Raw genomic sequence first — 24919 nt, forward strand, 5'->3', positions numbered from 1 at the left:
CTCATTGCTGTCTCTGTTCAGTTCAGACCGATGCTTCGATTCACAGAGCTACCGTTCCAAGATTGAACGGCTCACACCAATTCAACTCGGCTTCCGAACCCTCGATTGGGAAGTACCGATAATGGAGAAGCAACGGGAAGTGACAAGAAGATCGTGCAAACTGGAGATTTAGAGGAGTCGATATACGGAGCGGAACCACTGGTTATCCTAAATGAAGACTTGGGAGATGACCACGGTCGATCTCCAATTGAGATAGGAATTAATGAGCCAACGAATGTATTTGTGATTCCCCGAATATTCGATATTGGCACGATCAATGATCTCAAACAAGATTATGAGAATGTAAAGGCACGTGTCAAAGTTTCTATATCAGACAGTGAAGGTTCGTATGAAAGAGTGGTTTATAGCGAGTCTTTGTCAACAGTGGGCCTTGAACCACCGAATTGATAATTAATTCTGCTCCGAGGTTTCCAAGCATCCGCGCGAGTGCAACGAGCGCGGTTCACTCGGCGCGACCACCGGGAGCGCCGAGGTGTTTTTCACCCACGTTTTTGCGAGGTGGGTTTCCTCGTGAGCCGAAGGCTCACGAGGAAACCCACCGAAGTAAAAAGGTGGTAGTGCGCTGGCCGAGATTTGAACTCGGGTTAGGACCGTGGCAGGGTCCTGTGATACCACTACACCACCAGCGCTCACTTCGCTCACGCTGAGCCTCGCAGACATCTCGTCTGCTCACCACCAGCGCGCTCTGTCTGCATTACTTTGTACACCCGGAAACCAATAAAAGGCTTCCGACTTCACGAAATCACCGCGCTGTCCCCGACTACAGCAGGTCGTAGTCGCGCTCTTCGTGCTGGACGGAGATCCACTTTGGCTCGACCAGTTTCTCGACGACCCATTCGCCGTTGAACCGGCCCATCCCGGAATCTTTCATGCCGCCAAAGGGTGCGTTCGGTTCGTCCTGAATCGGGTGGTCGTTGACGTGGACCATCCCGGCGTCAATCTGGGAGGCGAGGCCGTAGGCGCGGTCCTCATCGTTGCAGGTGACCGCCGCCGCGAGTCCGTACTCGGTGTCGTTGGCAACCTCGACAGCCTCCTCGTCGGAGGAAATCTCGACGACCGGCGCAACGGGACCGAAGTGCTCGTTGCAGGCTGCGGTCATCTCGTTGGTCGCGCCCGAGAGGACGGTCGGCTGGAAGAACAGGTCCTCACCGTCGCCGCCGGTTTCCAGCGTCGCACCCTGCTCGATTGTCTCCTCGACGAAGTTGCTCATCTGTTCGCGCTGGCTCTCGTTGATGAGCGGGCCGAGGTCGTTGCCGGGGTCGGCCGGGTTGCCGACGCTGAGCGATTCGGCGAACTCGACGAGGTGCTCGACGTACTCGTCGTAGACATCTTCGTGGACGAGGTGGCGATTGATCGAGATGCAGACCTGTCCCTGGTGAGTGAAGGAACCGACCGCACCCATTCGGGCGGCCTGCTCGACATCGACATCCTCGGTAACGACGAAGGGACCGTTGCCGCCGAGTTCGAGCGTCGGCGAGGCGAGATTTTCACCAGCCCGTCCGGCAACGTGCTTGCCGACTGCCGTCGACCCGGTGAACGAGAGGACACGCGGCGTCGGGTGCCCGGAGACGTGGTCACCGATCTCTTCGTCGTTGCCGGTGACAACGTTGAGCACGCCGTCTGGAAGTCCCGCTTCGTCGGCAATCTTGGCGAGCAGTAGCCCACCCGTGACCGGCGTGTCGGGTGCGGGCTTGACGACGACAGTGTTGCCCAGCGCAATCGCGGGCGCGACCGCTCGCGTCGTCAGGTGGAGGGGGTAATTCCACGGCGAAATGACGCTGACAACTCCGACAGGTTCCTGAATGATGTTGTGTGTCTTATCGCTGTGGAAGGCCGACTCGCGCTGTTCGGGTTCCGGTGGCTCGACATCGATTGCAGTCTCGAAGTCTGCGAGCGTGATGCCGACCTCCGCGGCGGCCTTGTTCTGGCTGCTACCGGACTCTTCGACGAGGAGGGAGACAATATCAGCGTACTTCTCCTGAACGAGGCCCAGCATCGCCTCGACGTATTCGAGTCGCTCTGCGCGGTCGAGGGCCGCCCAGTCGTCCTGGGCGCGGTCAGCGGCCTCGTAAGCCTCGTCAACGTCGTCGACTGTCGCCGCCGGTACGTCCGCGAAGTGCTCGCGTGTCGCCGGATTCTCGACAGGAATCGTCTCCCCCCCGGCCGCCGCTCGCCACTCGCCATCGATGTAAAGTGTGTCCCACTGCGCGTCGGATTGAACCTCTTGTGGTGCCATCACACTACGTTCGGCCCGCACGCTCAAAGGCCTTCGTCATTTCATTACCACGCGTTAACAAGCAAGGTGACAGGGCTACCATCGTAAGCTCGGAGTGGCGGCTATGTGTGGTCCGAACACGGGGGCAGGAGACTTAGTTACCAGCGCGCGTACGGGTAGTCAATGGACAATTCGGACCCAGCCATCTATCCGAACGCGACCGACAGCGAGCAGCCACGCCCGGCCGTCTCTCGGCGAGTCCTGCTCGCTGGCTCCGCCGCGGCCGGAGCAACAGCAACGGCTGGCTGTCTTGGCGGCGACGGCGAGGATACCGACGACGGCACAGAGACAGTCGTCAGCAAGCCAACGGTCTACGTCTTCAACACCGGCGACGGAACTGTGAGCGTAATCGACAGCGAGAGAGACGAAGTCGTTGCCACGCGAGCAATTAAAATGACAGCCTCGTTTCCATCGAATCAGTTCACGCCACAACTTATCGAAAATGGGACTGACCCGCTGTGGCTCAACGTCGATGATGGCGTTCGCGCAGTCGGCGTCGGGAGCCTCGAACAACAGCGCCACATCGAAACTGGCTCCGGCGCGAACTGGCAGGAGCAGACACCGGACGGCAACCACGTCATCGTCAGCGCACGCGAGCCAGCACACCGCCAGTTCAAACTCGACGCCAACCCAGAGTCGGAGACCTTCGGCGAGGTGGTCGCTGAACTGGAGCGCAGCGAGGAGGGTGGCCGCGGAGATAACGACGGTCCCGGACCCTGTGACGTGACGATTCACCCGGACGGCGAGTACGCCTACGTTCCCGACCTGTTCGGGGAGACGCTGACTGTTATCGATATCGAGCGCTTCGAGGTCGAGCGACAGGTTCCGGTTGAACCGACTGACGGAGAGCCGACAGAGCCGTGGATGGGGACAGTCTCGTGGGACGGGACGACGCTGTTGATCGAGAACAACGGCGGCGACGGCGGCACCGAGAGTATCTGGGACGTCAGCGAGCCAGCACGACCGGTCGAACGCGTCCGACTCACGCAGGCTGATGGACTCGGTCACAGCCCACTGACGAGTGAAATCGGCCCCAACTCGGAGTACGGTTACGTCTTCACGCGGTCGAGCGAAGACGTGACTGTGGTCGACCTGGAGGCAGACAGCGTCGACGACCGTCTCGACCTCGGCGGCAGCGCATTCGTTGGCTCGTGGGACGTGAGCCGGTCGAAGTTATACGTGCCAATCCAGACCAACAACGAGGTTGCAGTCATCGACGCCGAGAAGCGGGAAATTGTCGATAGACTCGATGTCGGGCCGGAGCCATACGGTGCAACGGCCGCGGGGATACGCAGTACGCGCGGCGACACGGCAACCAGTCTCGACAGACTCGCTGGGGAGTACGAGACAACCTACTGCATAGGACAGTGCGCCTGCGGTCACGAACTATAGCCACTCGGCAAACGAGTCGGTCGAGCGACTCTGTTCGACGTACTGACGCTGCATCGCCGTGATTGCTGTCGACAGGTCGTCGCCGGCCTGCACCCGTTCGCGAACACGCTCGCGCTTCCAGCTGCTCGGCGTCGTCCGAGTCTCGACGCGTCGTTCGAGCGGCTGGAGTCGGTCGTCTATCGCAGTCTCTCCGACGCCGGCGGCCGCGAGGCCAGCGCGGGCAGTCTCGAACAGGTCATCGAACAGCAGGTCGGTGTCAGTCGTCCGCTCGCCATCGGCCGTCATCCAGTGCAGCGTGCCGGACAGGCTCTCACGGGCAGCGTTGTAGAAACTCGTCTCGGCGAGGTCCCAGGAGAGGTCAGTCAGCGGGTGCTCACGTTCGACGAGTCCACGAATCAGCCCCACGGTGAGCCACTGCATCGAAACCACGCCTTCGAGTGTTGGCTGCGTCGGGATCGGTCGGTACTCGATGCGCAGTGAGCGCTCATCCCCGTCACCGACGGGGTCGCCACCAATAACACACCGCAGCCACCGCCAGTACGTCGAGCGCTTGTAGGCAAACTCCCAGAACTCCTCGGCGAAGGAGTCGCGGGGCTCGTCGGTAATCCACTCTCGAAGGAACGGCGCGAACAGGTCATCCTCGACTATCCGGTCGACAACATCTTCAGGTTCGTCGATATCGCGGGGAACCCGGACCTTCGGCGACGACGTGACGTTCATCGACTGCTCGAAGACAGCAATACGGAGTTCGTGGTGTGTCTGGTCGAGAACCGCCTGCGGGTCCGCGCCTTCACTGTACAGGTCCGGCGGCAGAAACGGCGAGTTCGTCGACAGCGCGAGCACCGGCCCGAGCGTCCGAATTGCCGCGTTGTAGTACTCGGGAAAGCGCTCTGCAGTGGGAATCTGGAGGTGTGGCTGAATCGAGGTTGCCAGGGACTCGAACAGAATCGACGGGAAGGTTCGGTCGATACCCGGCACGTCGAACTGGATCGCGCCGTCGGTGAGTCGAAGCGTCTCGTTGTCCAGCGCGGTGTACCGTGGGTCAGCCCGCATATTCTCCGCGAAGACGACGCCATCGTGGGTTTCGGTTGCGCCGAGATATGCCTCGCTGCCCTCCTCGGGTGGAACCGTCCACATCGCGTCGGTGACGAGTTGGCAATCCCCTGTCGCTGCGGCGTCGTCGGCCGCGTCGAACTGGGTGGCAATGCGCTCGGCCTGTGTTTCCAGTCCTGACTCGGTGAGCGGGTCCGGGTCAGTGTTGATTTCAGCGTTGTGCACGCCTAGTTCTTTCGTCGCGCCGGCCTCGTAACTCGCGTCCGGAACGGTTGCGAGCCGGCAATCTGGGTCGACGCCGTAGACTTCCATCTCCAGTCCAACGCCGAAGCCCGGGTTGTCGAGGCTGCCGTTACGAAGCGCCTCACGGAGTCGGTCGGCCTGTCGGTTGACTCGGTCAAGAAACTGCGTTTCAGTATCGTTAGAGAGCGAGCGCTCGACAAGGTCGACCGACTCGCTCATGGCTCACCTGCAGCGGCCATCTCAACTCTCCGTCGAGGCTTCGTCTGCGTCGGCCTCGGAATCACTCTCTGCAAGCTCCTGCAGTCGGCGTTCGGCCTCGTCGCGGTCCTCGGGATAGCCGACGTCGATACGCCAGCCGTCCATCCGGATGGCGTCGATCGTTCGCCCGGAGTGGATGAGCAGGTCGATTGCCTCGCTAATCTCGTACTCGCCGCGGGCACTTGGCTGGACCAGATGGCAGGCGTGGAAGATTTCGGGGCTGAAAGTGTAGAACCCAGTCATAACGAGGTTCGACGGCGGGTCGTCGGGCTTCTCGACGACATTGACGATTTCGCCGTATTTGTTGGTGTCACAGACACCGTAGCGACTCGCCTCCTCGTAGGGCACCTCCTCGACCAGAAACGCGGCGTCGGCACGCTGTTCGCGCTGTCGAGAGAGCACATCGTCGAGATTCGCCCGGAAGATGTTGTCGCCGAGCATCAACACGAAGTCGTCGTCGATGAGTTCCTCGACGGTCAACAGTGCATGTGCGAGTCCATTCTGTTCACGCTGGTGGGCGTAGGTGATCGGGACGCCATCGAACTCGTCGCCGTAGTGTTCGATGATGGCTTCTTTCTTGTAGCCGACGACAACGAGCAGTTCGTCGACATCCATTTCTAGCAACTGCTCGAAACAGTGGGTGAGAAGAGGCTTCTCGTCCACCTCGACCATCCCCTTGGGTTTGTCATCAGTCAACGGCTGCAGCCGGGTTCCCTTCCCGGCGGCGAGTACGACAGCTTTCATACCGGAAATCACTGGGTGACGGCTAAAACACTTTGTGGATACGGGGTCAACTGTCATACTACGGAGATGGCAGAGATTATATCGGTGGCTATCGAACCTGTGAGCAAGAACGCTCATGAGTAGCACAGCGGGTGAAACCCTCCCCACCGCGGTTCTCGTCGACGACGAGAAGGAAGTTGCCGACGCCTACGCACTCAGACTACGCGGGCTCTGTGATATCGAGACTGTCTACGACGGACAGCAGGCACTCGACGTCCTCGACGAACAGTCAGTAGATATTGTGCTGCTCGACCGACACATGCCCGGGATGTCCGGTGACGAGGTGCTGGACCGCCTCGCAGAGCGAGAGTTTTCCGGCCGTGTGATTATGGTCACAGCAATCGACCCGGGATTCGACGTGCTGGATATGCCCTTCGACGATTATCTCTGCAAACCGGTCGAACGCGAAGATATCCGCGACGCTGTCTCCCAGCAGTGTGAGATTCTTGGCTACGAAACGCTCGGCGAGTATTTCAGTGCCGCCTCGAAACGCAGCGTCATCGAGACGGAGCTCCCAGAGGACCAGCGCGCCAACCACGAGGAGTACGAGGCTATCGTCGACCAGACCGAGCGGCTTCGCGAGCGTGCACAGCGGCTACTCGACGATGCCGACGACCTCTTCGAGACCTTCGAGGATATCGAACGAGAAGGTCGTTAATCCCGGTCTGTTGTCTCGAAAAACTCGGCAAGCAGTTTTCGCTGACTGGCTCGAAGATGGTGTAACAGCGTCGGCCCGGTAATATCGAGTGTCTCGGCGACTTCCTCGGCAGAAGAGCCTCGCGGTGACTCGAAGTAATCCGCGAAGAAGGCCGTCCGAAGTGCGGTCTCCTGTTTGTCTGTGAGTCGGTCGCTGAGCGCGTCGCGGAACCCCTCCGGCGTCGTGAGTTCTCGCTCCTGACGGCGCTTGGCGAGCACCTGGGCGTCGTATTCCTGGGTGATGGCACCCGCAACCCGGCGGACATCTGTCTCCGGCGACAGTTCGATTGTGGCTTCACCGCGGCCGTTCTCGTACTCTGCATACGTAATCGTGACACCCTGGGCAGAGAGGATGCCAAGCGGCGTCTCGGGAGTCAGGTCGACCTCCAGTGACCCGCCGGTGTCGTGAGCGCCGAGGACACGACTGTCTCTGGCTCCCGGTATCGTCTCGAGTTCGTCAACCACAGCCTCGGGTTCGCCCTCGACACGAAGGTAGCAGTACAGGTCGCCGCTCTGGCCCACGACACCGTCGAGGATGAGTCGACTGTCAGTCGTTGTCGCCACCGAGACCAGCGGTGCGTCGCTGTCGGTGAGTTCGAGTGTGAGTTCGACCACGCTATCCGACCTGATGAGGCTGCGCTGACGGCTGGCATTGATCGCAAACCCGGCCATCTCGCCGACAGTCTCGAAACTCGCCCGCTCGCGCTCGGAGAACGCGTCCTGCTCGGGCGCGTAGATGCCAACGACGCCGTAGACATTCGAGCCGTAGGTGAGTGGAATCGCGAGCAGTGACTGGAGGCCGTCGGCGAATGCTGCTCGACGGACCGTCTCGGGGACCGACTCATCGCCGCCCAGCGGTTGGACGATGACTGGCGCTGCCGTTTCGATAGCACGCTGTTCGGGCAGCCTCGTCCCGGTTTCAAGGCTGTCACTGAGCGCCGTGAACGTTCGACCCGGCGTGCCGGCCGAGGCCTGAATCTGGAGGTTGTCACTGCCGGGGTCGCGCTCGCCAACCCACGCGAACTCGTAAATGTCGGTCCCGCCGAGTCGGTCACAGATCGTCTTGGCAATTTCTGTCCGGGTCGAGGCGTCGACGAGTTCGCCCAGAATATCCGAGATGAGTGTGTTAGTGATCGTCAGTCGGTCGATATCGCCGCGGAGTTGCTCGATTCGCTGTTGGTCACGGTGGCGGTCAGTGACGTCTTGCAGGTAGACGGTGACCGACTCGGCTGACGGGACAACTGAGATATCAAGCCAGCGCTCGAGTGCTGGGTAGTACTCCTCAACCTCCCGAGGCTCGGGCGGCGAGTGGTCGAACGCAGCCGGAACGGTGTTCTCGATAGATTCGGGAAAGACCGCCGAGACTGGTCGGTCAACGAAGTCCTCGCCCTGGAGAAGTTGTTTTGCCCGCTCGTTGGCCGCGCGGACCACGCCATCGTTGGTGAGTTCAACAATTCCGAGCGGTGCCGAGTCGTAGCGGTCCTGCATATCTCACGCGTCGACCCCCGTAATCTCGAACCGTGCACCGCCCGCGTCGGAGTCGGTCACCTCGACCGACCAGCCGTGGAGGTCGGCAATCCGCGCGACAATCGCCAGTCCGAGTCCTGTTCCGTGGTCTTCGGAGGTGAATCCGGGCTCGAAGACACGGTCGTGGTCCGCCGACGGAATCCCGACGCCATCGTCTTCGATTGCCAGTCCGTCCGGGAGGCGCTCGACAGTGATCGTGATTTCAGCAGTCCGGTCAGCAGGCGAGCCGTGTTCCACAGAATTTCGAAAGAGGTTCTCGAACAGTCGAGTGACACGGTCACGGTCAGCGGTCGCCGTCGGTAACTCTCCGGTAATGTCGAGTGACGCGCCGCTGGTTTCGACCATCCGCCAGGCTTCCCTGACAGCCGCAGTAAGGTCGACTTGCTGTTCGGGGTTGACCACGTCCTGACCGCGGGCGAGCGTCAACACATCCTGAATGATCCGTTCCATCCGGTCGTGGGCCTGTTCGACGTGGTCGAAATGCTCCGCAGAGTCGAGTTCACGTCCAGCACGAAGCCGTGCCCGAGCAACGTCAAGCGGGTTGCGAAGGTCGTGGCTGATGACACTCGCCACGCGGTCGACACCGACATCTTCCGGGTCGTCCTCGGAGACAGCGGTAAAGAGCAGATGGCCCGGGTTACCGTCCTGGGGTGCGATAATCCGGACGAGATACCGGCACCGGCGCTCGTTCACCGGGTTGCGCACCCAGCACTGGCCAGTCTCGTCGAACGAGGGCTTGTCTCCGACAACCTGGAGATTCTCGAAGAGGCCGACGAGTGGGTCACCAGCCGAGATGTCGCTTACCTCGCCAAACCGGTCGTTGTGCTCCCGAACGACCGCCGTATTATTCTCGAAGATGTAGCTACAGGTCGGGTCTGGAAGCCGCTCGAGTGGCACCGACGGCGGGTCGTTCGCTGTCATGCTCGGGGGTTGCTGTTGCGGTCACCGGCTGTGTCGCTCATATCTGTGCAGCCCGGCACTCCTGATATCCAGCCATTGTTTCTAGCAATATAGATAGTTACCGGTCATCGTCGACCGGGTGGAGTGTCATCTCGATTCCGTCTGGACGCAACTCACAGGTTGCGCCCTCGACTGTCGACCGAAACCGTTCGCGGTGGTGACCGTCAGGGTCGAACATCGTCTCCGAAGCGACCAGTCCCGCCGCTTCGAGTCGGTCAAGTCGGCGATACACCGTGGCTTTCGAGAACCCGGTTTCCTCGACAATGTCTCGGCCAGAACTGGGCGTCTCGGCAATCGTCTGCAGAATTGAGCGTGCGTACTCGTCACCGAGCAAGGAGAGCAACTCATCGGAGTTAGTTGGTTCCTGGGCGGACGGCTCGTCTGCTGGGGAGTACTGCTCGTTGGGTTTGGGTACTGTCTGGGACATTTTCGCTATGACAACCAACGGACCCACCACCCCTGGAAACATATGCTAGCTATCCAGACCCCGTCCTGAGATACCATCTAGTAATACAGACACAGCGGTGTCAGTCGGACTCGTCTTGCTGCCCGTCGAATTCAGTCAGTGTGCGCTGGACATCTGGTCTGTCCCCAGAGAGGACGTACGGAAGGAGGATTCGGACGGCATTCGTCGTGCAGACGAGGAGAATCGGCGCGAGAAAGAGGCCGTAGAAGCCGAACACAGACGGGCCGAGGATATACGCGATAAGCAACAACCCGGTGTGCGTTTCGCTGCTGCTGACCTGTGCCCGAACGATGATGTCGGGGATGAAATCGACAATTACGGCGCTGACGAGGGCGAGGGCAGCAATCGGGACGAGTAACTCAAGTTTGTTGATGACCCAGGCGTTGGCCGCGAGCGCCAGACATAGCGGGATGTAGACGATTTTGATACCGACAACAGGAATCAGACTCCCAATTCCGGCGAGGGCAGCGAGCAGTGCCGGGAACGGGACAGTCGCCGCAGTCGGCGCGAAGAGATTGTACGTGTAAAACGTCACGAGCGAGATGGCAGCCGTGATGAACACGTTGACAACGTTGCCAAACAGTGCCAGAGAGAGTTCAGCGTCGACTGACTCAGCGTAGCGACTGACAATGCCCGTATCGTCGTAGGTGTCGAAAAACCACCGGGACAGTCGTGGCCCATCGACCAGCAGGTAGTACGTACCGGCAATGACAAGCAGCAACTGGACGAAGGCGCTGCCGGCCAGTCCGACGACGTCGAACAGCTGGCCGGCGAACGCTCGGATGTCGGTCTGTGAGCCGTCGACAGCGATTGCTTCGAGGGAATCGGTCGCCAGCGTACCGGTGTTCAACTGGGAGAGAAACCGGCTCGCGTCGGACGCAAACACGCCGCGGTTGGTCAACAGTTCCTGAATCTGGACAACGAGTACAACGAGCGTGTAGCCAATCAGCGCAATGAACGGCAGTCCAAAGAGCGCAATTGAAAGCGTCGCCCGGATTCGTCGGCCGAGTCCAAAGCGGGCCAGAAACCGGAATATCGGACGAATCGCGTAGTACAAAAAGATGGTAAAGACGAGGACGGCAGCGAACACCAGCACCGTGTAGCCGACAATCAGAAACAGGCCACCGACTCCCGCGCCAATCAACAGTCGACGGAGTCGGTCACGGTCCTCGAACATCGTGCCGAGATAGTCCGGGTCAGGGTTTTATTCTACCGATTCGTTGCTCGAACCAAGCACTCTTGGCACATTATAAATTTTGTGTCGCGTTTCTCGTGAAGAAAGCCACTGGTGACGGTTATAATCAGTCGACCCTGAGAAATTAGTGGCGGCATCTGACTGTCGCCCCCGCCCCACCCAGTCGAAAGCGGCACCCCGCCGCTTTCTTTTCGGTTCTATCGTATCTGCTGGCGAGATTGTGGCCGCTGCTCACCGGAGAATAGCGCCAGCCGCTGCCAGTTCCTCGAGTTCCGCCTCGCTGTAGCCGACCTCTCGGAGAATTTCGCCCGTGTGCTCGCCCTGTTCCGGCACCGGTCGGCCGCTATCCTCGGGCACGTCGCTTCCCTGTGCTGGGAAGCCAATTCTGGGCCGGCGTTCGTCCCAGACCAGGTCACGGGAGGCAATCTGGTCGTCCTCGAGTGCCTCGGTGAGTGTATAGACTGGTTCGACAGAGGCTTCGACGCCGTCGAGATACTCCATCCACTCGTCGCGGGTTCGAGACTTGAAAATCTCGGTCAGTTCTTCCCTGAGCGCTTCTCGTTCGGCCCCCTCACTCATGTGCGCGCTCGTGAGGTCCTCCCGGCCGATGGCCTCGCAAAAGGCCATGAAAAACTGCGGTTCCAGCGCGGCGAAGGTGACGTAGTTGCCGTCTGCAGTCTCGTAGATGTCGTACCACGGATAGCCACCATTGAGTTCGCCCTCGCCAGGCCGGGGCTGGTCGCCGTCGAACACTGGCTGTGCAACCGCCTGTGAGAACGAGAGGACAACGTCAGTCATCGAGACATCGATGTACTCGCCGCCGGCCGAACCGAGTTCACGGGACAGCAGCGCCGAAACGATGCTGAAGGCGGCGAACAGTCCGCCACCCATATCCGCGACCGTGTACCCCGGAATCTGTGGCTTGGAGTCTTCGTCTTCACGGACGAGGTCCAGCATCCCGGCGCGGCCGACGTAGTTCAGGTCGTGGCCGACCGCGTTGGCCAGCGGGCCACCCTGGCCATAGCCGGTCAGTGAACAGTACACCAGGTCGTCGTTGTGCTCGCTGAGAGTCTCGTAATCGACACCGAGTCGGTCAGCAACACCGGGTCGGAACGTTTCGAGTACAACATCAGCCTCTGCAGTGAGTCGATACAGCGCCTCCTGTCCCTCGTCGGATTTCAGGTCCAGGGCCACGGCGCGTTTCCCGCGGTTGACCGCGTCGAACACCGCGCCAAACCCCTCGTCGGTGTACGGCGGCATCGCCCGGGCGTAATCGCCCGACCCTGTGTCCTCGACTTTGATTACGTCTGCTCCGGCGTCAGCGAGTAGTTGGGTGGCGTACGGCCCCGGCAGCAGTCTGCTCAGGTCCAGCACGCGAACCGAATCCAGTTGCATACCACTACTCACGGGCAGGGGCATGTTAAAAGTCGCCGGCACGACAGCAGCGGACCGCTCACCGGCCGTCGTCGCGGACGTACTGCAGCGCCTCGACGTAGGTGGCAGGGTCGATCCGCTCGTCGGACTCTGCGAGTCGTTCGCGGATTCTGGATGGAGTCATGGCTCCACCCAACTATATGCAATGAAAGAACATTATAGTTTCGCAGTGTCAGGAACGAGCAAGCTGACGAATGCTATAAGTCGAGAGGTCACCGAATCGGTGGTAATGGACGAGCTGGCAGTGATTGTCGAGAAGCCTCGGGCGGACGCCGCTATCGGGGCGCTGCGCGTCGAAGGCATTTACGACGATTCCCGGAGTGTCTACGAGTGTGGCGACGAGACGGTGGCCATTCCGGTGACTGCACCACCAGAAGAAACGCCAGTACAGGAAGTCATCGAGGAGACTGGAAAGCGCCGCGTCCGGACGCTCGGTGACCACCTCCAGGCGGCTGGCTGGAGCGAGGCAGAACTCGACCGCGCGCCGGGGTCGTGGGCTGTCCTCGGGACGGTCATCCTCGTCGATATCGGCGACAGCCCCCGACCAGCCGAGGTTGGCCAAGCCCTGCTCGAAATGCACGGCAACGCGGATACGGTGTTGGCTCGCAAGGGAATCACAGGACAGCACCGCGAGCCCGAAGTCGAAGTACTTGCAGGGGTGGGCGACACCGAGACGGTCCACACGGAGCACGGAACGACCTACGCGATGGACCTGAGAGAGGTCATGTTTTCGCCGGGCAACAAGGCCGAACGCGCGCTGATGGGTGCGGTCACTGGCCCGGACGAGCAGGTGCTCGACATGTTCGCTGGTATCGGCTACTTCACGCTGCCGATGGCGCGGGCCGGCGCACACGTGACCGCCGTCGAGCGCTCCTCGAGTACCTTCTCCTATCTCGTCGAGAACGTCGTCAGAAACGGCGTCCAGGATTCAGTCGAGACCTACCGTGCAGACTGTCGGGATGTGATTGCGGAGAGTAGCCCTGAGGTGCGCTACGACCGAATTGTGATGGGCCACTACGACGCCCACGACTACCTCGACAGCGCGCTCACGGTGCTGGAATCGGGCGGAACGCTCCACATGCACGAGGCCACGCCGACAGAACTCGTCCCCGACCGCCCGCAACGGCGAGTCGAAGACGCCGCCGAGCAGGCCGGGCGCACGGTATCCTCAGTCGAGGTTCGGACTGTCAAGGGCTACAGCGAGGGAGTCTCTCACGTCGTTGCGGACGCAGTCGTGAGATAACTCCGCCTACATATATCTGTGAGCGGGACATCGCTCACGTATGGAGTCGATAGCAGTGCTCGTCGTGGACCGTGACGAGCCGACACGGTCAGAACTGGCGGCGTTCGTCGCCGAGGAGTTCGACGCTGAGGTCCGGACGGCCGATTCCGTCGCCACTGCCACAGAGATGGTCGAATCGGAGCCACCGACAGTACTGGTCACAGGCTACGAGTTCGCGGACGGCACGGGCCTCGAACTCGTTGCGCTCGCACGCGAACACAACCCAAGCTGTGGCTGTATTCTCTACACCCACTCCGAAACGGTCGATACGGAGTCCTTCGAGGATGTCATCGTCGATTTTGTCGCCAAGGAGTCGGCCAACGACAAGGAGGTGTTGCGGGGGCTCATCGAGCAGACTGGCATCGAGCAGACTCAAGCGTCACATCCGGTGCCGGACACCGAACAGCAACGGCTCGACGCAGTCGAGCGATTTCGTGAAGGCGGAAACATCGAGGCGTTCGAGAGAGTCGTCCAGCTCGCAGCAGACCACTTCGGCGTCGACTCGGCCGCACTGGTCGTCGTCCGCCGTGACGATGTCGAAGCAATTGCAACTGTTGGGCCTGACCTCGTCCCGGAGTTTCGTGACCAGTCGCTAAGTACGCACGCGCTGGTGGCCGACGAGCAGGTACTCGGTGTCGAGGACACCCGGACAGACCCACGGTTCAGCGATATCGACGCGGTCCAAGACGCCGGAATTGTCGCGTATCTCGGTGCGACTGTCCGTGACCAGACCGGCGAGGCGGTTGCAGTGCTGTCGGTATTCGGGAGTGAGCCACGAGCGTTCGACGCCGATGACAGAGAGTATCTCGGCCGACTGGCCACGTTGGCGGGCGACCTGATCGGACTCGACGACGGTGAGACCGAATGAGTGAGGAGTACACGTTCCCGGACCTGCCGCTCAATCCGGTCCGGCCCGGGACCACGGTGTTGGTCAGCGGCCCCGGACGGCCAGCCTCGAAGCTGTCACGACGGCTCACCCTCGAACTCGACGAGGGGACGGAGGGAGCGGTCCTCATCTCGACAAACACGAGCGGACGGTCACTTGCACGGGAGGCGGCCGGAACGTATCCGGACCTCGACCTGAGCCGGGTCGGAATCGTTGACGCGACTGGTCGAGGCGATATTAAGATGGAGACGGACGCGCGAATGAAAGCTGTCTCCAGTACGAGCGACCTCACCGGCATCAGCATCAATTTCTCGATTCTGTTCAGCGCGCTCGCTGACGACGGAATCGACCGCATCAGGGCCTGTGTGGACTCACTGTCGCTGCTGTTGCTGTACACGAAACTCCCAACTATCGTTCGGTTCACGCACTCACTCGGCGGCCGGGTCAACGCGACTGACGGATTCGGGACGTTCGTCCTCGACCCGACGATGCACGACCCACAGGTGGAATACACACTCGGATCGGTCTGTGACGGTGTGATCGAAGTACGGGAACACGAGGGCAGCTATCAGATGCGGACAGACGGGCTGGTCGACCAACCCAACGGCTGGCAGCCAGTCGACCTCAGCCCTTAATTAGCGAAAAACTGAACGCTCACTACGTTCGCGTCCGGGTGTTAGTACCAGTCCAGATCCGCGACGAAGGAACGCAACATCGACCGCGTGACGTGGGGCATACAGACGATGCGCATCTCGCCGGCACCTGTTTTCGAGACTCGCCAGCCACGGTCCCGGAGTTCGTCGGTCATCGGAACCGACAGGTCAGCAGTCACGAGCGGGAGTTCCGGCCCGAAGACCTCGTGACCGCGGTCGGCCAGCGCGTCGGCAAGCCACTCGGCGTTGTCCATCGCACGCTCGTACTGCTCGCGGTAGCCACCCGGCCAGAGCGTCTCCATCGCCGCGACGGCGCTGGCAACGCCTGCCCCGCTTCGAGTGCCGGTCAACGTGATCTGCGAGGTCGATTCGAGATACGGCGTGTCGATAGCGAGGTCATCGAACAGTTCCTGTGAGCGAGCGAGCAACCCGCCAGCGGGAACGGCAGCCTGACCGCCTTTGTGTGGGTCGATTGTCAGCGTGTCGATGGCCGCATGCTCGAAGTTCCAGTCGTAGTCAGCGAACGGCAGATAGAATCCACCCCACGCCGCGTCGACGTGACAGACCGCGCCGATATCCTCCGCCAACTCGGCAATTGCCGGAATCGGGTCCACCGTGCCGTACTCCGTCGACCCGGCCACGCCGACCATGCCGACGGTGTCCTCGTCGGCGAGTTCGTTCATCGCGTCGAGGTCGGCGCGGTGGTTGGTTGTCGGCGCAGTCCGTAACTCGACGTCGAGCAGTTCGGCGGCTTTTCGGAAGCTGAAGTGGACGCTCTCGGGCGCAACGACGTTTGGGTTGTCGCTGTCGCCGTGGTTGCGAGCGATTCTGACCGCCTGAATGTTTGCCTCCGTCCCCCCGCTTGTGATGTAGCCAGACGGCTCCGCAAGTCCCGCAATCTCCCCCAGCATATCGACCGCCTGCGCTTCGAGTTCGGCAACCGTCTGGTAGGTCCCCGGGTCACCAGGATTGGTCGCCAGGAACCGCTCGGCCGCCTTCCGGGCCTTCGGGTGCGGTTCCGTACACATCGAGGTGAGGACTCGCTCGAAATTCTGTGGTTCGGCGCGCTGTACCGTCTGCATGTCTGGGATAGAGTACTCCGACTCCCTTAGAGGTTATGCGTCCCCCATGCCAGCACACCACGTGCTCCCCACCACTGATATGTCGGTGCTGTGCGTCTACTGGCGCATGGAAACCCCCACGATTCTCGTCACTCGACAGAAAATCCACGGCACCGACGCCGAGGCGTACGGCCGGACGCTCCAAGAGCAACTGCCGGACTGCGAGGTTCGTGTCGCCCGCACGCCAGCAGAAGAACGTGACCGCCTCCCTGAAGCGGATATCGTCACCGGACTGGAACTCACCGAAGCTCAGCTCGACCGCGCCGACGAACTCGAACTATTCGCCTGCGTCTACGCTGGGACCGGACATCTCGACTTGTCGGCGTTCGAGGCGCACGACGTGGCGGTGACGAACGCCTCAGGCGTGCACGTGACGAACATTGCCGAGTACGTTGTCGGTGCAATGACGATGCTGGCCCAGCGGTTCCCGCTGGCGTACGAGCGAACCGAACGCCGGGAGTGGCGCAGTTTTCCGACCCGGGAACTGCACGGCTCGACAGCCGCCGTCGTTGGTCTCGGCGCCATCGGAACCGGTGTGCTCGACCGACTGGACGCCTTCGGGATGGATACCGTCGGCGTTCGCCACACACCCGAGAAGGGCGGTCCGGCCGACGAAATCTATGGCTTCGACCAGATTCACGAGGCCGTCGCCGACGCCGAGTACGTCGTGCTGGCCTGTCCGCTAACCGACACTACCCGCGGGCTGATTGGCGAGGACGTCTTGCTCACAATGCCCGCCGACGCGGTGCTGGTGAACGTCGCCCGCGGTCCCGTCGTCGAAACGGACGCCCTGCTCGAAGCCCTGCAGCGCAATCATCTCGGCGGGGCAGTCCTCGACGTGACCGACCCCGAGCCACTCCCGGAGGACCACCCGCTATGGGGGATGGGCAACGTCGTCATCACGCCACACAACGCCGGCGACACCCCGGCATACTTCGAGCGCTGTGGGGAAATCCTCGCAGAGAACGTCGAACGGCTCCGAAACGGTGTCGACGAACTCGAAAATCGGGTCGTCTAATCGAGCGCGTCGGCAACTTTCTCGATTGGATGCGGTGGCGTCGATTTGCCGGGCCGGTCGCCGAGTTGTGAGCGACAGGACGCGCCGGGCGCGGTCACCGTCTCGCCACTGCTGTCTTCGACCTGGTCGAAGAGAATCTGGCCGATGGACTTCGAGAGGTCGTAGTGCTCTTGCTCGTAGCCGAAGGAACCGGCCATGCCACAGCAGGAGGAATCGAGCGGGTCGACCGCGTAGCCGGCCCGCCGGAGCACGCCGACGGCGTGGTGGTCCTTGTTCGTCGCCTTCTGGTTGCAGTGACCGTGGTAGGTCAGTTCCTCGCTCGGCGCGTCGAACTCGATGTGCTCGTCCAACCGCGTGTTGTCGAGGTATTCGAGCACGCCGTAGGCGGCCGCCGAAACCTTCTGGACGTCGGTGCCATCGAGCAGGTCCAGATACTCGTCCTGGAACATCACCGCGTCAGAGGGTTCGACGAAGACAACAGACCAGCCGTCGTCGACCCGAGCCGCGAGTTTGTCGACGTTCTCCCGAGCGTGGGATGTGGCCTTGTCCAGGTAGCCCATCGAGAAGGCGGCCCGGCCGGACGGTGCCAGATTGGTCGGGACGTCGACGTGGATATTGGCGGATTCGAGCACCTCGACTGCGGCCTTCCCGGGCTCGAGGTAGCTGTAGTTGGTGAACGTATCGGGGAACAGCAGGACTTTGCCGTCAGCCTGGGCCAGGGGGACAGCCGAATCGCCGCGGGCCTCGAACCACTCCTCGAAGCTCTGTCGTTTGAACGTCGGCAGTTCGCGGTCCCGGGCGATGCCCAGCGTCTTCTCCATGACGACGCGCGCACCCGGAAGCTTCGGCGCGATGTTCGAGAGTGGCGCGAGTTTGCTGCCGAGCGTCGCGGCCTGGTCGATGTTACCGAACAGTTTCGAGCGCAGGCTGGAGCCGTCCTCCTGGTGGTGTTCGTGTTTCACCTCGGCTTTCAGTTTCGCCAGGTCGACGCCGGTCGGGCAGTCGCTCTTACAACCCTTACAGCCGACACAGAGGTCGAGCACTTCGCTCTGGAATCGGTCTGAGTGAATCTCCTCGTCGTCGAGTTCGCCGCTGATGGCCGCCCGGAGCATATTCGCCCGGCCGCGGGTGGCCTGAATCTCCTCGCCGGAGGCGCGGTAGGTCGGACACATCACGTCGGATTCGGTCTGGCGGCAGGTCCCGCAGCCGTTACAGAGTTCGACGAGGTGCGAGAAGCCACCCTCCTCGGCGAAGTCGAGTTCGGTCGTCGGTTCCAGCGACTGGTAGGCCGCGCCGTAGCGCAGGTTCTCGCGGTTGTCCGCGCCGACGCCGCGCTCGCTGTCCGGCCCGATGTCGTCGGGGCCCTCGCGGTAGACGACGTTGCCGGGGTGCATCTGCCAGTCGGGGTCGAACGTCGTTTTCAGTTCCTTGAACGCTTCCCAGAGGTCGTCGCCGTACATCTTCGGCGTGAACTCGGTCCGGGCCATCCCGTCGCCGTGTTCGCCGGAGAACGCGCCGTGGTGTTCGAGCACCAGGTCGGTCACGTCGTCGGTAATCGAGTGCATCTTCTGGATATCGTCGTCCGTCTTGAGATTGAGAATCGGCCGGATGTGAAGCGTCCCCGACCCGGCGTGGGCGAAGTACGCGGCGGAGGTGTCGTGGTCGGTCAGGATGTCCTCGAACTGCTGGACGTACTCTGCGAGTTCCGCCGGCGGGACGGTCGCGTCCTCGATGAACGGGTACGGCTTCGGGTCGCCCTGCAGACTCATCAGCAACGGAATCGCCGCCTTCCGGAGTTTCCAGAGGTCGTCCTGGTCTTCCTGTGTGTAGGCTTCGATGACGTCGAAGGCGGTGCCCTCGTCGACGAAATGGGCGTTCGTGTCGGCGATGGCTGACTCGAAGGCCTCACGCTGGGTTCCGTCGTCGGGGCCGACGAGTTCGCTGTCCCATTCGAGCATCAGCGCGGCCGCGCACTCCTCCGGAATCGGCTCGACGTACTCCGAATAGCCCTCGGATTCGGCAGCCAGCCTGAACACTTCGTCGTCCATCAACTCGACGGCGCTGACCGGATATTCGAGTGCTTCTGGAACGGCCTTCAGCGCGTCGATCAGGTCGTCGAAGCAATACAGGGCGAGGGCGGTCTCGTCGGGTTTGGTGACCAGCGACACCGTCGCCTCGACGATGACGCCGAGCGTCCCCTCTGCGCCGACGAACAGTTTCGAGAGATTGATCACTTCCTCGCCGTCGTCGTTCTCGTAGACAACCTTGTGGAGGTTGTAGCCCGAGACAGAGCGCTTGAGCGAAGGGTACTTGTCGTCGATTTCGGATTGGTTGTCCTCGACGAGCGCGCGGACGGTCTCGTAGATGGTCGCCTCTAGAGTGTCCTGAGCGATGATCTCCTCGTACTCCTCGGAATCGAGGACGACCTCGCGGGTGTGAATCAGGTCGCCGTTGGCGAGGACGACGTTCAGCTCCTCGGTGTAAGCGTCGGTGATGCCGTACCGGACCGAGTGCGCGCCCGTAGAGTTGTTGCCGATGCCCCCGACGACCGTCGCGCGGTTCGAGGAGGCAGGGTCGGGGGCGAACTTCAGCCCGTGGTCGGCGAGTTCGTTGTCGAGGTGGTCCTGTACCTTCCCCGGCTGGACGGTCGCTCGCTGTGTGTCGGGGTCGACCTCGACGGTGTCGTCCATGTACTTCGTGAAATCCAGCACGACACAGCCCGGTCCGACCGCCTGCCCGGCGAGTGACGAACCCGTCCCACGCGGCAGGATCGGAACGTCGTACTCGGCTGCCGTCTGGACAGTCGCCTGTACGTCCTCGACAGTCTTCGGGAGGACGACACCCGCCGGCCGGGCCTGATAGATGCTCCCGTCGGTCGCGTAGAGAATCTGTGTGTATTCGTCGAATTGCACGTCACCCTCGACTCTGTCCCGGAGCATCGTGGCGAATCCGCGATACTCGGGGACGTCCGGTCGTTCGGTGTCGAGGGCGGTTACAGACGTATTCCAGCCACCCGGATCGCTCCGTGCCATATCTCGTCTACCACGGCTGAAACTGAAAAGGCTGGGGCCCGTGGATACGGGGGAGTACAAGTCCCCACGGCAAATATCTCGGCGAGAAATCCAGTTGCACCGCCACGAGTGATGCGACACGGTTAAGTGAGTGTACGGATTTGTTCATTGTATACCGAAAGCGTTCATTGGTGATACTGAATGACTATGGAATCTTACATCGAGCGTGTGACTGACGGCGAAGACCTCACACAGCAAGAAGCACGAGAGGCCTCGACACTCATCTTCGAGGAAGCGACAGAAGCACAGATCGGCGCGTTACTGACCGCGCTGCGAGCAAAGGGCGAGACTGAGTCTGAAATTGCAGGCTTCGCGGAGGGAATGCGCGACGCCGCCCGGACCATCGACCCCGACCGGGATGGACTGGTCGATACCTGTGGCACTGGAGGTGACGACTACGATACGATCAACGTCTCGACGACAAGCGCAATCGTCGCCGCTGGCGTCGGCGTCCCAATTGCCAAACACGGGAACTACTCGGTCTCCTCCTCGTCAGGCAGCGCCGATGTTCTCGAAGAAGCCGGCGTCACAGTGGACGCGGAACCACCCGCAGTGCAGGAAGCCATCGAGGAGAAAGGAATTGGATTCATGCTCGCGCCGGTGTTCCATCCCGCGATGAAGGCAGTAATCGGCCCGCGACAGGAACTCGGGATGCGAACTATCTTCAACATTCTCGGACCGCTGACCAATCCCGCCGGTGCGGAGGGCCAGGTCATCGGTGTCTACGACCCAGAACTGGTGCCAGTCATCGCCAAGGCGCTGGCGAAGATGGATGTCGAACGGGCGCTTGTCGTCCACGGCTCCGGACTGGACGAGATTGCGATTCACGGCGAAACAGTCGTTGCGGAAGTCAACGGCGACGAAATTGAGGAGTACACCCTCACGCCGGGCAACCTCGGGCTGAAGCGCTACGATATCGAGGAAATCGCCGGCGGGCAGCCAGAGGACAACGCCGCAGATATGCTCGGAATCATCAACGGCGAGATCGACGGAGCAAAACGAGATATTATCCTCGCAAACGCCGGCGCAGCAATCTACATCGCCGGCGAAACCGACACCATCGCCGAGGGTGTCGAGCGAGCGAGACACGGAATCGACTCGGGCGAAGCCGCGGCCAAACTCGAGGAACTCCGCGGCGTCAGCGCATGAGCGTCCGCGTCAAAATCTGTGGGCTGACCAGCGAGTCGGACAGAGACACTGCCGTCGCGGCCGGAGCCGACGCCGTCGGATTCATCACCGACGTGCCCGTCGACTCGCCGCGAGAGATTGACGCCGACACCGCCGAGCGACTTGTCGATGGCGTCCCGCCGCTGGTGACCAGTGTGCTGGTGACGATGCCAGCGAGCGTCCAAGCAGCTGTCGACCTGCAGTCGACGGTCGGTGCCGGCGCAATTCAGGTCCACGGCACACTCTCGCCGCAGAAGCTCGGTGGGCTGCAGGCGCGGGTGGATGTGCCCGTCATCGCAGCGGTTGACCTCGACGACGACGTTGTGGCCTACGCCGACGTTGCCGACGCTGTCCTCGTCGATTCGACCGACGAAGACGGCGGTGGCGGCACTGGCGAAACCCACGACTGGGAGCAGACGGCAGCAATCCGCGACGAAATCGAGACACCACTCATACTCGCTGGTGGATTGACGCCCGAAAACGTCCACGACGCGGTCGAGACAGTCGAGCCATTTGGCGTCGATACCGCAAGCGGCGTCGAAGAGACCGGCGGCCAGAAGGACGCGACAGCGGTCGCCGGGTTCGTCCAGAATGCACACACTGCGAGAGGTGAGACGGCATGAATCTCGAACTCGACAGCGAACCCTTCGCAGAGATGGCGAGTGCCGACGAACCAACCGTCGTCCGCGTTGCTGGCGACATCGAGACCGAAATCGACCCGCTGGCGGCCTACGCCGCGGTGACTGGACGGACGAGCGAGGCCGACAGCGAAGCTTACGCCTTCCTGCTCGAAAGCGCCGAAAAAGTCGCCTCAAGCGACCCCGACGGCGCCTTTGCACCCACCCATGAGGACCGCCACGCACGATTTTCCTTCGTAGGATACGACCCTGCAGCTGTCGTCACAGTCGAGCCAGACGCGACAGAAATTGAACTGCTTGATGACCGGTACAAGGGGCTTATCGAGCCCAACGGCGGCGATACTGTCGACAGTCTACGGGCAGCGATGCCCACTGTTACACGACGGAATTTTCCAGAGAGGGACCGCCAACATCTCGACGGCGGGCTGGTTGGCTTTCTCGGCTACGACGCAGTCTACGACCTCTGGCTCGACGACGTTGGCGTCGACCGGCCAGACTCCCGGTTTCCCGACGCGCAGTTTGTCCTGACCACGAAGACGCTGGTGTTCGACCACGTCGAGGACACGCTCTCGCTGGTCTTCACGCCAGTCGTTCGGGACGGTGACGACCCCGCGGCCGTCTACGAGAGTCTGCAAGCTGAAGCTGACCGTATCGAGACGCTGCTCGCCGACGCCGCCGAACTGGAGACTGACGGCTTCCGCAAGGACCGCGAACGCGCTGGCTCGAAAGCACAGTACGAGGACGCTGTTGAGCAAGCCAAAGAGCACGTCTACAGCGGTGACATCTATCAGGGAGTTATCTCGAGAACTCGGGAACTGTACGGCGATGTCGACCCGCTCGGATTCTACGACTCGCTGCGAACTGTCAATCCCTCGCCGTACATGTATCTGCTCTCGTATGGCGACCGAACAATCGTCGGCGCGAGTCCGGAAACACTGGTCTCTGTGGGTGACGACCGCATCGTCTCCAACCCCATTGCGGGGACGTGCCCGCGAGGGAATTCACCGGTGGAGGACCGCCGACTGGCTGGTGAGATGCTCGCCGACGGCAAAGAGCGCGCAGAGCACACGATGCTCGTCGACCTTGCGCGCAATGACGTGCGCCGCGTTGCCGAGGCCGGCAGCGTTCGCGTACAGGAGTTCATGAACGTGCTCAAGTATTCTCACGTCCAGCACATCGAATCAACCGTCACGGGAACGCTGGATGACGACCACGACGCCTTCGACGCCGTGCGGGCGTCGTTCCCCGCCGGGACGCTCTCAGGTGCGCCGAAGATTCGGGCGATGGAGATTATTGACAATCTCGAAGAGCAACCCCGCGGGCCATACGGCGGCGGCGTCGGCTACGTTTCCTGGGGTGACGACGCCGACTTTGCCATCGTCATCAGGTCGGCTGTCGTCGAGGACGAGGGCGACGAGCAACGAATCACCGTTCAGGCCGGGGCGGGAATCGTCGCCGACAGCGACCCAGCAGCCGAATACGAGGAAACCGAGAACAAGATGGACGGCGTCCTCGACGCGCTCGACCGAATCGAGGTCGAGGAGGTCCAGCAATGAGTGAGACAGCGACCGAGAGCGAGCAGTTACGCGTGCTGTTCATCGACAACTTCGATTCGTTCACCTACAACCTGGTCGAGTACGTCAGTGAATATGCCGACACGACAGTTCTGAGAAACACCGCCTCGCTGTCAGAGGTCCGCGACGCTGACCCGGACGCTATCGTCATCTCACCAGGCCCGGGCCACCCAAAAAACAAGCGCGACGTTGGCGTCACGAACGATGTGCTCACAGAGATCAGTCCCGAGGTGCCCACGCTGGGCGTCTGTCTCGGACTCGAAGCCGCAGTCTACGCCTACGGCGGCGAGATTGGGCGCGCACCGGAACCAATCCACGGGAAGGCGTTCCCGATGGACCACGACGGCGCGGGCGTATTCGAGGGACTCGAACAGGGCTTTCAGGGCGGCCGATACCACTCGCTCATCGCCAGCGAGGTGCCTGACTGCTTCGACGTGACGGCAACGACGGAAGTTGACGGCGAAGAACTCGTGATGGGAATCCGCCACACAGCGTACCCAATCGAGTGTGTGCAGTTCCATCCCGAGTCGGTGCTGACCGCCGCTGGTCACGACATCATCCGCAACTTTCTGCAGCAAGTCGAGTGAGGAGAATTCCTCCACATTGATACCGGCGGGCCGCAAACGGCGAGTGTGCTCTCGTATCCGCCGGGAACGTTCATCCCAATCGCTATCGCCACCCACGGGCTGGTCGGACTCGCGATTGGCTACGCCTTCGACCGGCCCATTGCGGGCCTGCTCGCTGGCCTCGTCCCCGACGCGGACTTTCTCCTCCCCGCAGCACTCGGGTGGCCCTTCGTCCACCGCGGAATTACCCACGCCGCTGTCGCGGTGGTTGCTCTCGCCGCCGCCGGCGCGGTTCTCACTGACCGGCGAACGCTTGGCGCGCTCACGGCAGCGTACAGCTCACACCTGCTAATCGACATCACAACCCCGAAGGGGATTCCGCTGGGCTATCCGCTGCTTGACGAGCGCTTGTATTTCGACATCGGCATCTCCGGCCACGCACCAGTTGTGACCCTCGCGTTCTGGCTGGTCGGCCTGGCCGCCGTCGGTTTTTCGATTGTGGAGCGATAATCAGCGCCGGACGTGGCGGTCGTTGCCCAGAGAGCGAGTTTGTCGGTGTCCCGAATCCAGTCGAGAGAGTTCTGCAGTCACCGCAGGCGTC

The 24919-nt window shown here is 61.8% G+C and carries 21 protein-coding genes and 1 tRNA gene; 11 read left to right on the forward strand and 11 right to left on the reverse strand.

Annotation, left to right across the window (positions count from 1 at the left end):
- Positions 1–618: 618 nt before the first annotated feature.
- Positions 619–689, reverse strand: a tRNA-Gly gene (locus ACMGFM_RS06980).
- A gap of 131 nt (positions 690–820) precedes the next feature.
- A complete protein-coding gene (locus tag ACMGFM_RS06985; protein ID WP_436901747.1) occupies positions 821–2296 on the reverse strand; it encodes an aldehyde dehydrogenase family protein in 1476 nt (491 codons plus the stop codon).
- Positions 2297–2458: 162 nt separating this feature from the next.
- Between ACMGFM_RS06985 and ACMGFM_RS06990 the strand changes: the two genes are divergently transcribed.
- The gene (locus ACMGFM_RS06990) at positions 2459–3727 is read left to right on the forward strand and encodes a YncE family protein (RefSeq protein WP_436901748.1); all 1269 of its coding nucleotides are present in this window, start codon (positions 2459–2461) and stop codon (positions 3725–3727) included.
- On the opposite strand, the gene ACMGFM_RS06995 is transcribed toward ACMGFM_RS06990, so the two are convergent.
- A complete protein-coding gene (locus tag ACMGFM_RS06995; protein WP_436901749.1) occupies positions 3722–5242 on the reverse strand; it encodes a glutamate-cysteine ligase family protein in 1521 nt (506 codons plus the stop codon). The two genes, ACMGFM_RS06990 and ACMGFM_RS06995, sit on opposite strands and share 6 nt — an antisense overlap.
- A gap of 21 nt (positions 5243–5263) precedes the next feature.
- Positions 5264–6025: a UTP--glucose-1-phosphate uridylyltransferase AglF gene (aglF, locus tag ACMGFM_RS07000; RefSeq protein WP_436901750.1), complete on the reverse strand. Its 762-nt coding sequence runs from the start codon at positions 6023–6025 to the stop codon at positions 5264–5266.
- Between the two features lie 115 nt (positions 6026–6140).
- On the opposite strand from aglF, the gene ACMGFM_RS07005 reads away from it, so the two are divergent.
- Positions 6141–6722, forward strand: a complete 582-nt coding sequence (locus ACMGFM_RS07005) for a response regulator (RefSeq protein WP_436901751.1) — start codon at positions 6141–6143, stop codon at positions 6720–6722.
- Here ACMGFM_RS07005 and ACMGFM_RS07010 read toward each other — a convergent pair.
- From ACMGFM_RS07010 to ACMGFM_RS07030, 5 genes are all read right to left on the reverse strand, one after another.
- Positions 6719–8248: a bacterio-opsin activator domain-containing protein gene (locus ACMGFM_RS07010; protein WP_436901752.1), complete on the reverse strand. Its 1530-nt coding sequence runs from the start codon at positions 8246–8248 to the stop codon at positions 6719–6721. The genes ACMGFM_RS07005 and ACMGFM_RS07010 overlap by 4 nt on opposite strands.
- A 3-nt stretch (positions 8249–8251) precedes the next feature.
- Positions 8252–9208: a sensor histidine kinase gene (locus ACMGFM_RS07015; RefSeq protein WP_436901753.1), complete on the reverse strand. Its 957-nt coding sequence runs from the start codon at positions 9206–9208 to the stop codon at positions 8252–8254.
- 97 nt (positions 9209–9305) lie between these two features.
- Complete coding sequence (locus ACMGFM_RS07020) at positions 9306–9674, reverse strand: ArsR/SmtB family transcription factor (protein ID WP_436901754.1); 369 nt, start codon at positions 9672–9674, stop codon at positions 9306–9308.
- A gap of 100 nt (positions 9675–9774) precedes the next feature.
- Positions 9775–10890 carry an AI-2E family transporter gene (locus ACMGFM_RS07025; RefSeq protein WP_436901755.1) on the reverse strand — a complete coding sequence of 372 codons (1116 nt, stop codon included), beginning with the start codon at positions 10888–10890 and terminating at the stop codon, positions 9775–9777.
- 249 nt (positions 10891–11139) lie between these two features.
- A complete protein-coding gene (locus ACMGFM_RS07030; protein ID WP_436901756.1) occupies positions 11140–12303 on the reverse strand; it encodes a CaiB/BaiF CoA transferase family protein in 1164 nt (387 codons plus the stop codon).
- Between the two features lie 268 nt (positions 12304–12571).
- Here ACMGFM_RS07030 and ACMGFM_RS07035 point away from each other — a divergent pair, with 268 nt between their 5' ends.
- From ACMGFM_RS07035 to ACMGFM_RS07045, 3 genes are read left to right on the forward strand one after another with little or no spacing between them, the layout of a single operon-like run.
- A complete protein-coding gene (locus tag ACMGFM_RS07035) occupies positions 12572–13585 on the forward strand; it encodes a class I SAM-dependent methyltransferase (RefSeq protein WP_436901757.1) in 1014 nt (337 codons plus the stop codon).
- A gap of 40 nt (positions 13586–13625) precedes the next feature.
- Positions 13626–14492 (forward strand): GAF domain-containing protein, encoded by an 867-nt coding sequence (locus ACMGFM_RS07040; protein WP_436901758.1) that lies wholly within the window; start codon positions 13626–13628, stop codon positions 14490–14492.
- Positions 14489–15145 carry a DUF7504 family protein gene (locus ACMGFM_RS07045; protein WP_436901759.1) on the forward strand — a complete coding sequence of 219 codons (657 nt, stop codon included), beginning with the start codon at positions 14489–14491 and terminating at the stop codon, positions 15143–15145. Before ACMGFM_RS07040 ends, ACMGFM_RS07045 begins: the two co-directional genes overlap by 4 nt.
- A gap of 41 nt (positions 15146–15186) precedes the next feature.
- On the opposite strand, the gene mfnA is transcribed toward ACMGFM_RS07045, so the two are convergent.
- Complete coding sequence (gene mfnA, locus ACMGFM_RS07050) at positions 15187–16245, reverse strand: tyrosine decarboxylase MfnA (protein WP_436901760.1); 1059 nt, start codon at positions 16243–16245, stop codon at positions 15187–15189.
- 106 nt (positions 16246–16351) lie between these two features.
- Here mfnA and ACMGFM_RS07055 point away from each other — a divergent pair, with 106 nt between their 5' ends.
- Positions 16352–17302, forward strand: a complete 951-nt coding sequence (locus ACMGFM_RS07055) for a D-2-hydroxyacid dehydrogenase (RefSeq protein ID WP_436901761.1) — start codon at positions 16352–16354, stop codon at positions 17300–17302.
- On the opposite strand, the gene ACMGFM_RS07060 is transcribed toward ACMGFM_RS07055, so the two are convergent.
- A complete protein-coding gene (locus ACMGFM_RS07060) occupies positions 17299–20334 on the reverse strand; it encodes an FAD-binding and (Fe-S)-binding domain-containing protein (RefSeq protein ID WP_436901762.1) in 3036 nt (1011 codons plus the stop codon). The two genes, ACMGFM_RS07055 and ACMGFM_RS07060, sit on opposite strands and share 4 nt — an antisense overlap.
- A 186-nt stretch (positions 20335–20520) precedes the next feature.
- Here ACMGFM_RS07060 and trpD point away from each other — a divergent pair, with 186 nt between their 5' ends.
- Genes trpD through ACMGFM_RS07085 form a run of 5 tightly spaced genes read left to right on the forward strand, consistent with a single transcriptional unit; the run spans position 20521 to position 24828 of the window.
- Positions 20521–21522 (forward strand): anthranilate phosphoribosyltransferase, encoded by a 1002-nt coding sequence (gene trpD / locus ACMGFM_RS07065; protein ID WP_436902208.1) that lies wholly within the window; start codon positions 20521–20523, stop codon positions 21520–21522.
- Entirely contained in the window at positions 21519–22163 is a 645-nt protein-coding gene (locus ACMGFM_RS07070) for a phosphoribosylanthranilate isomerase (protein ID WP_436901763.1), read from the forward strand. The genes trpD and ACMGFM_RS07070 overlap by 4 nt, the downstream gene beginning before the upstream one ends.
- Positions 22160–23734 (forward strand): anthranilate synthase component I, encoded by a 1575-nt coding sequence (trpE, locus tag ACMGFM_RS07075; RefSeq protein ID WP_436901764.1) that lies wholly within the window; start codon positions 22160–22162, stop codon positions 23732–23734. Before ACMGFM_RS07070 ends, trpE begins: the two co-directional genes overlap by 4 nt.
- Positions 23731–24339 (forward strand): anthranilate synthase component II, encoded by a 609-nt coding sequence (gene trpG, locus ACMGFM_RS07080; RefSeq protein ID WP_436901765.1) that lies wholly within the window; start codon positions 23731–23733, stop codon positions 24337–24339. The genes trpE and trpG overlap by 4 nt, the downstream gene beginning before the upstream one ends.
- Before the next feature lie 45 nt (positions 24340–24384).
- Positions 24385–24828 carry a metal-dependent hydrolase gene (locus ACMGFM_RS07085; RefSeq protein ID WP_436901766.1) on the forward strand — a complete coding sequence of 148 codons (444 nt, stop codon included), beginning with the start codon at positions 24385–24387 and terminating at the stop codon, positions 24826–24828.
- Positions 24829–24919 lie beyond the last annotated feature (91 nt).

The sequence above is a fragment of the Halovenus halobia genome (assembly GCF_051414135.1).
GTDB classification, from domain to species: Archaea; Halobacteriota; Halobacteria; order Halobacteriales; family Haloarculaceae; genus Halovenus; species Halovenus halobia.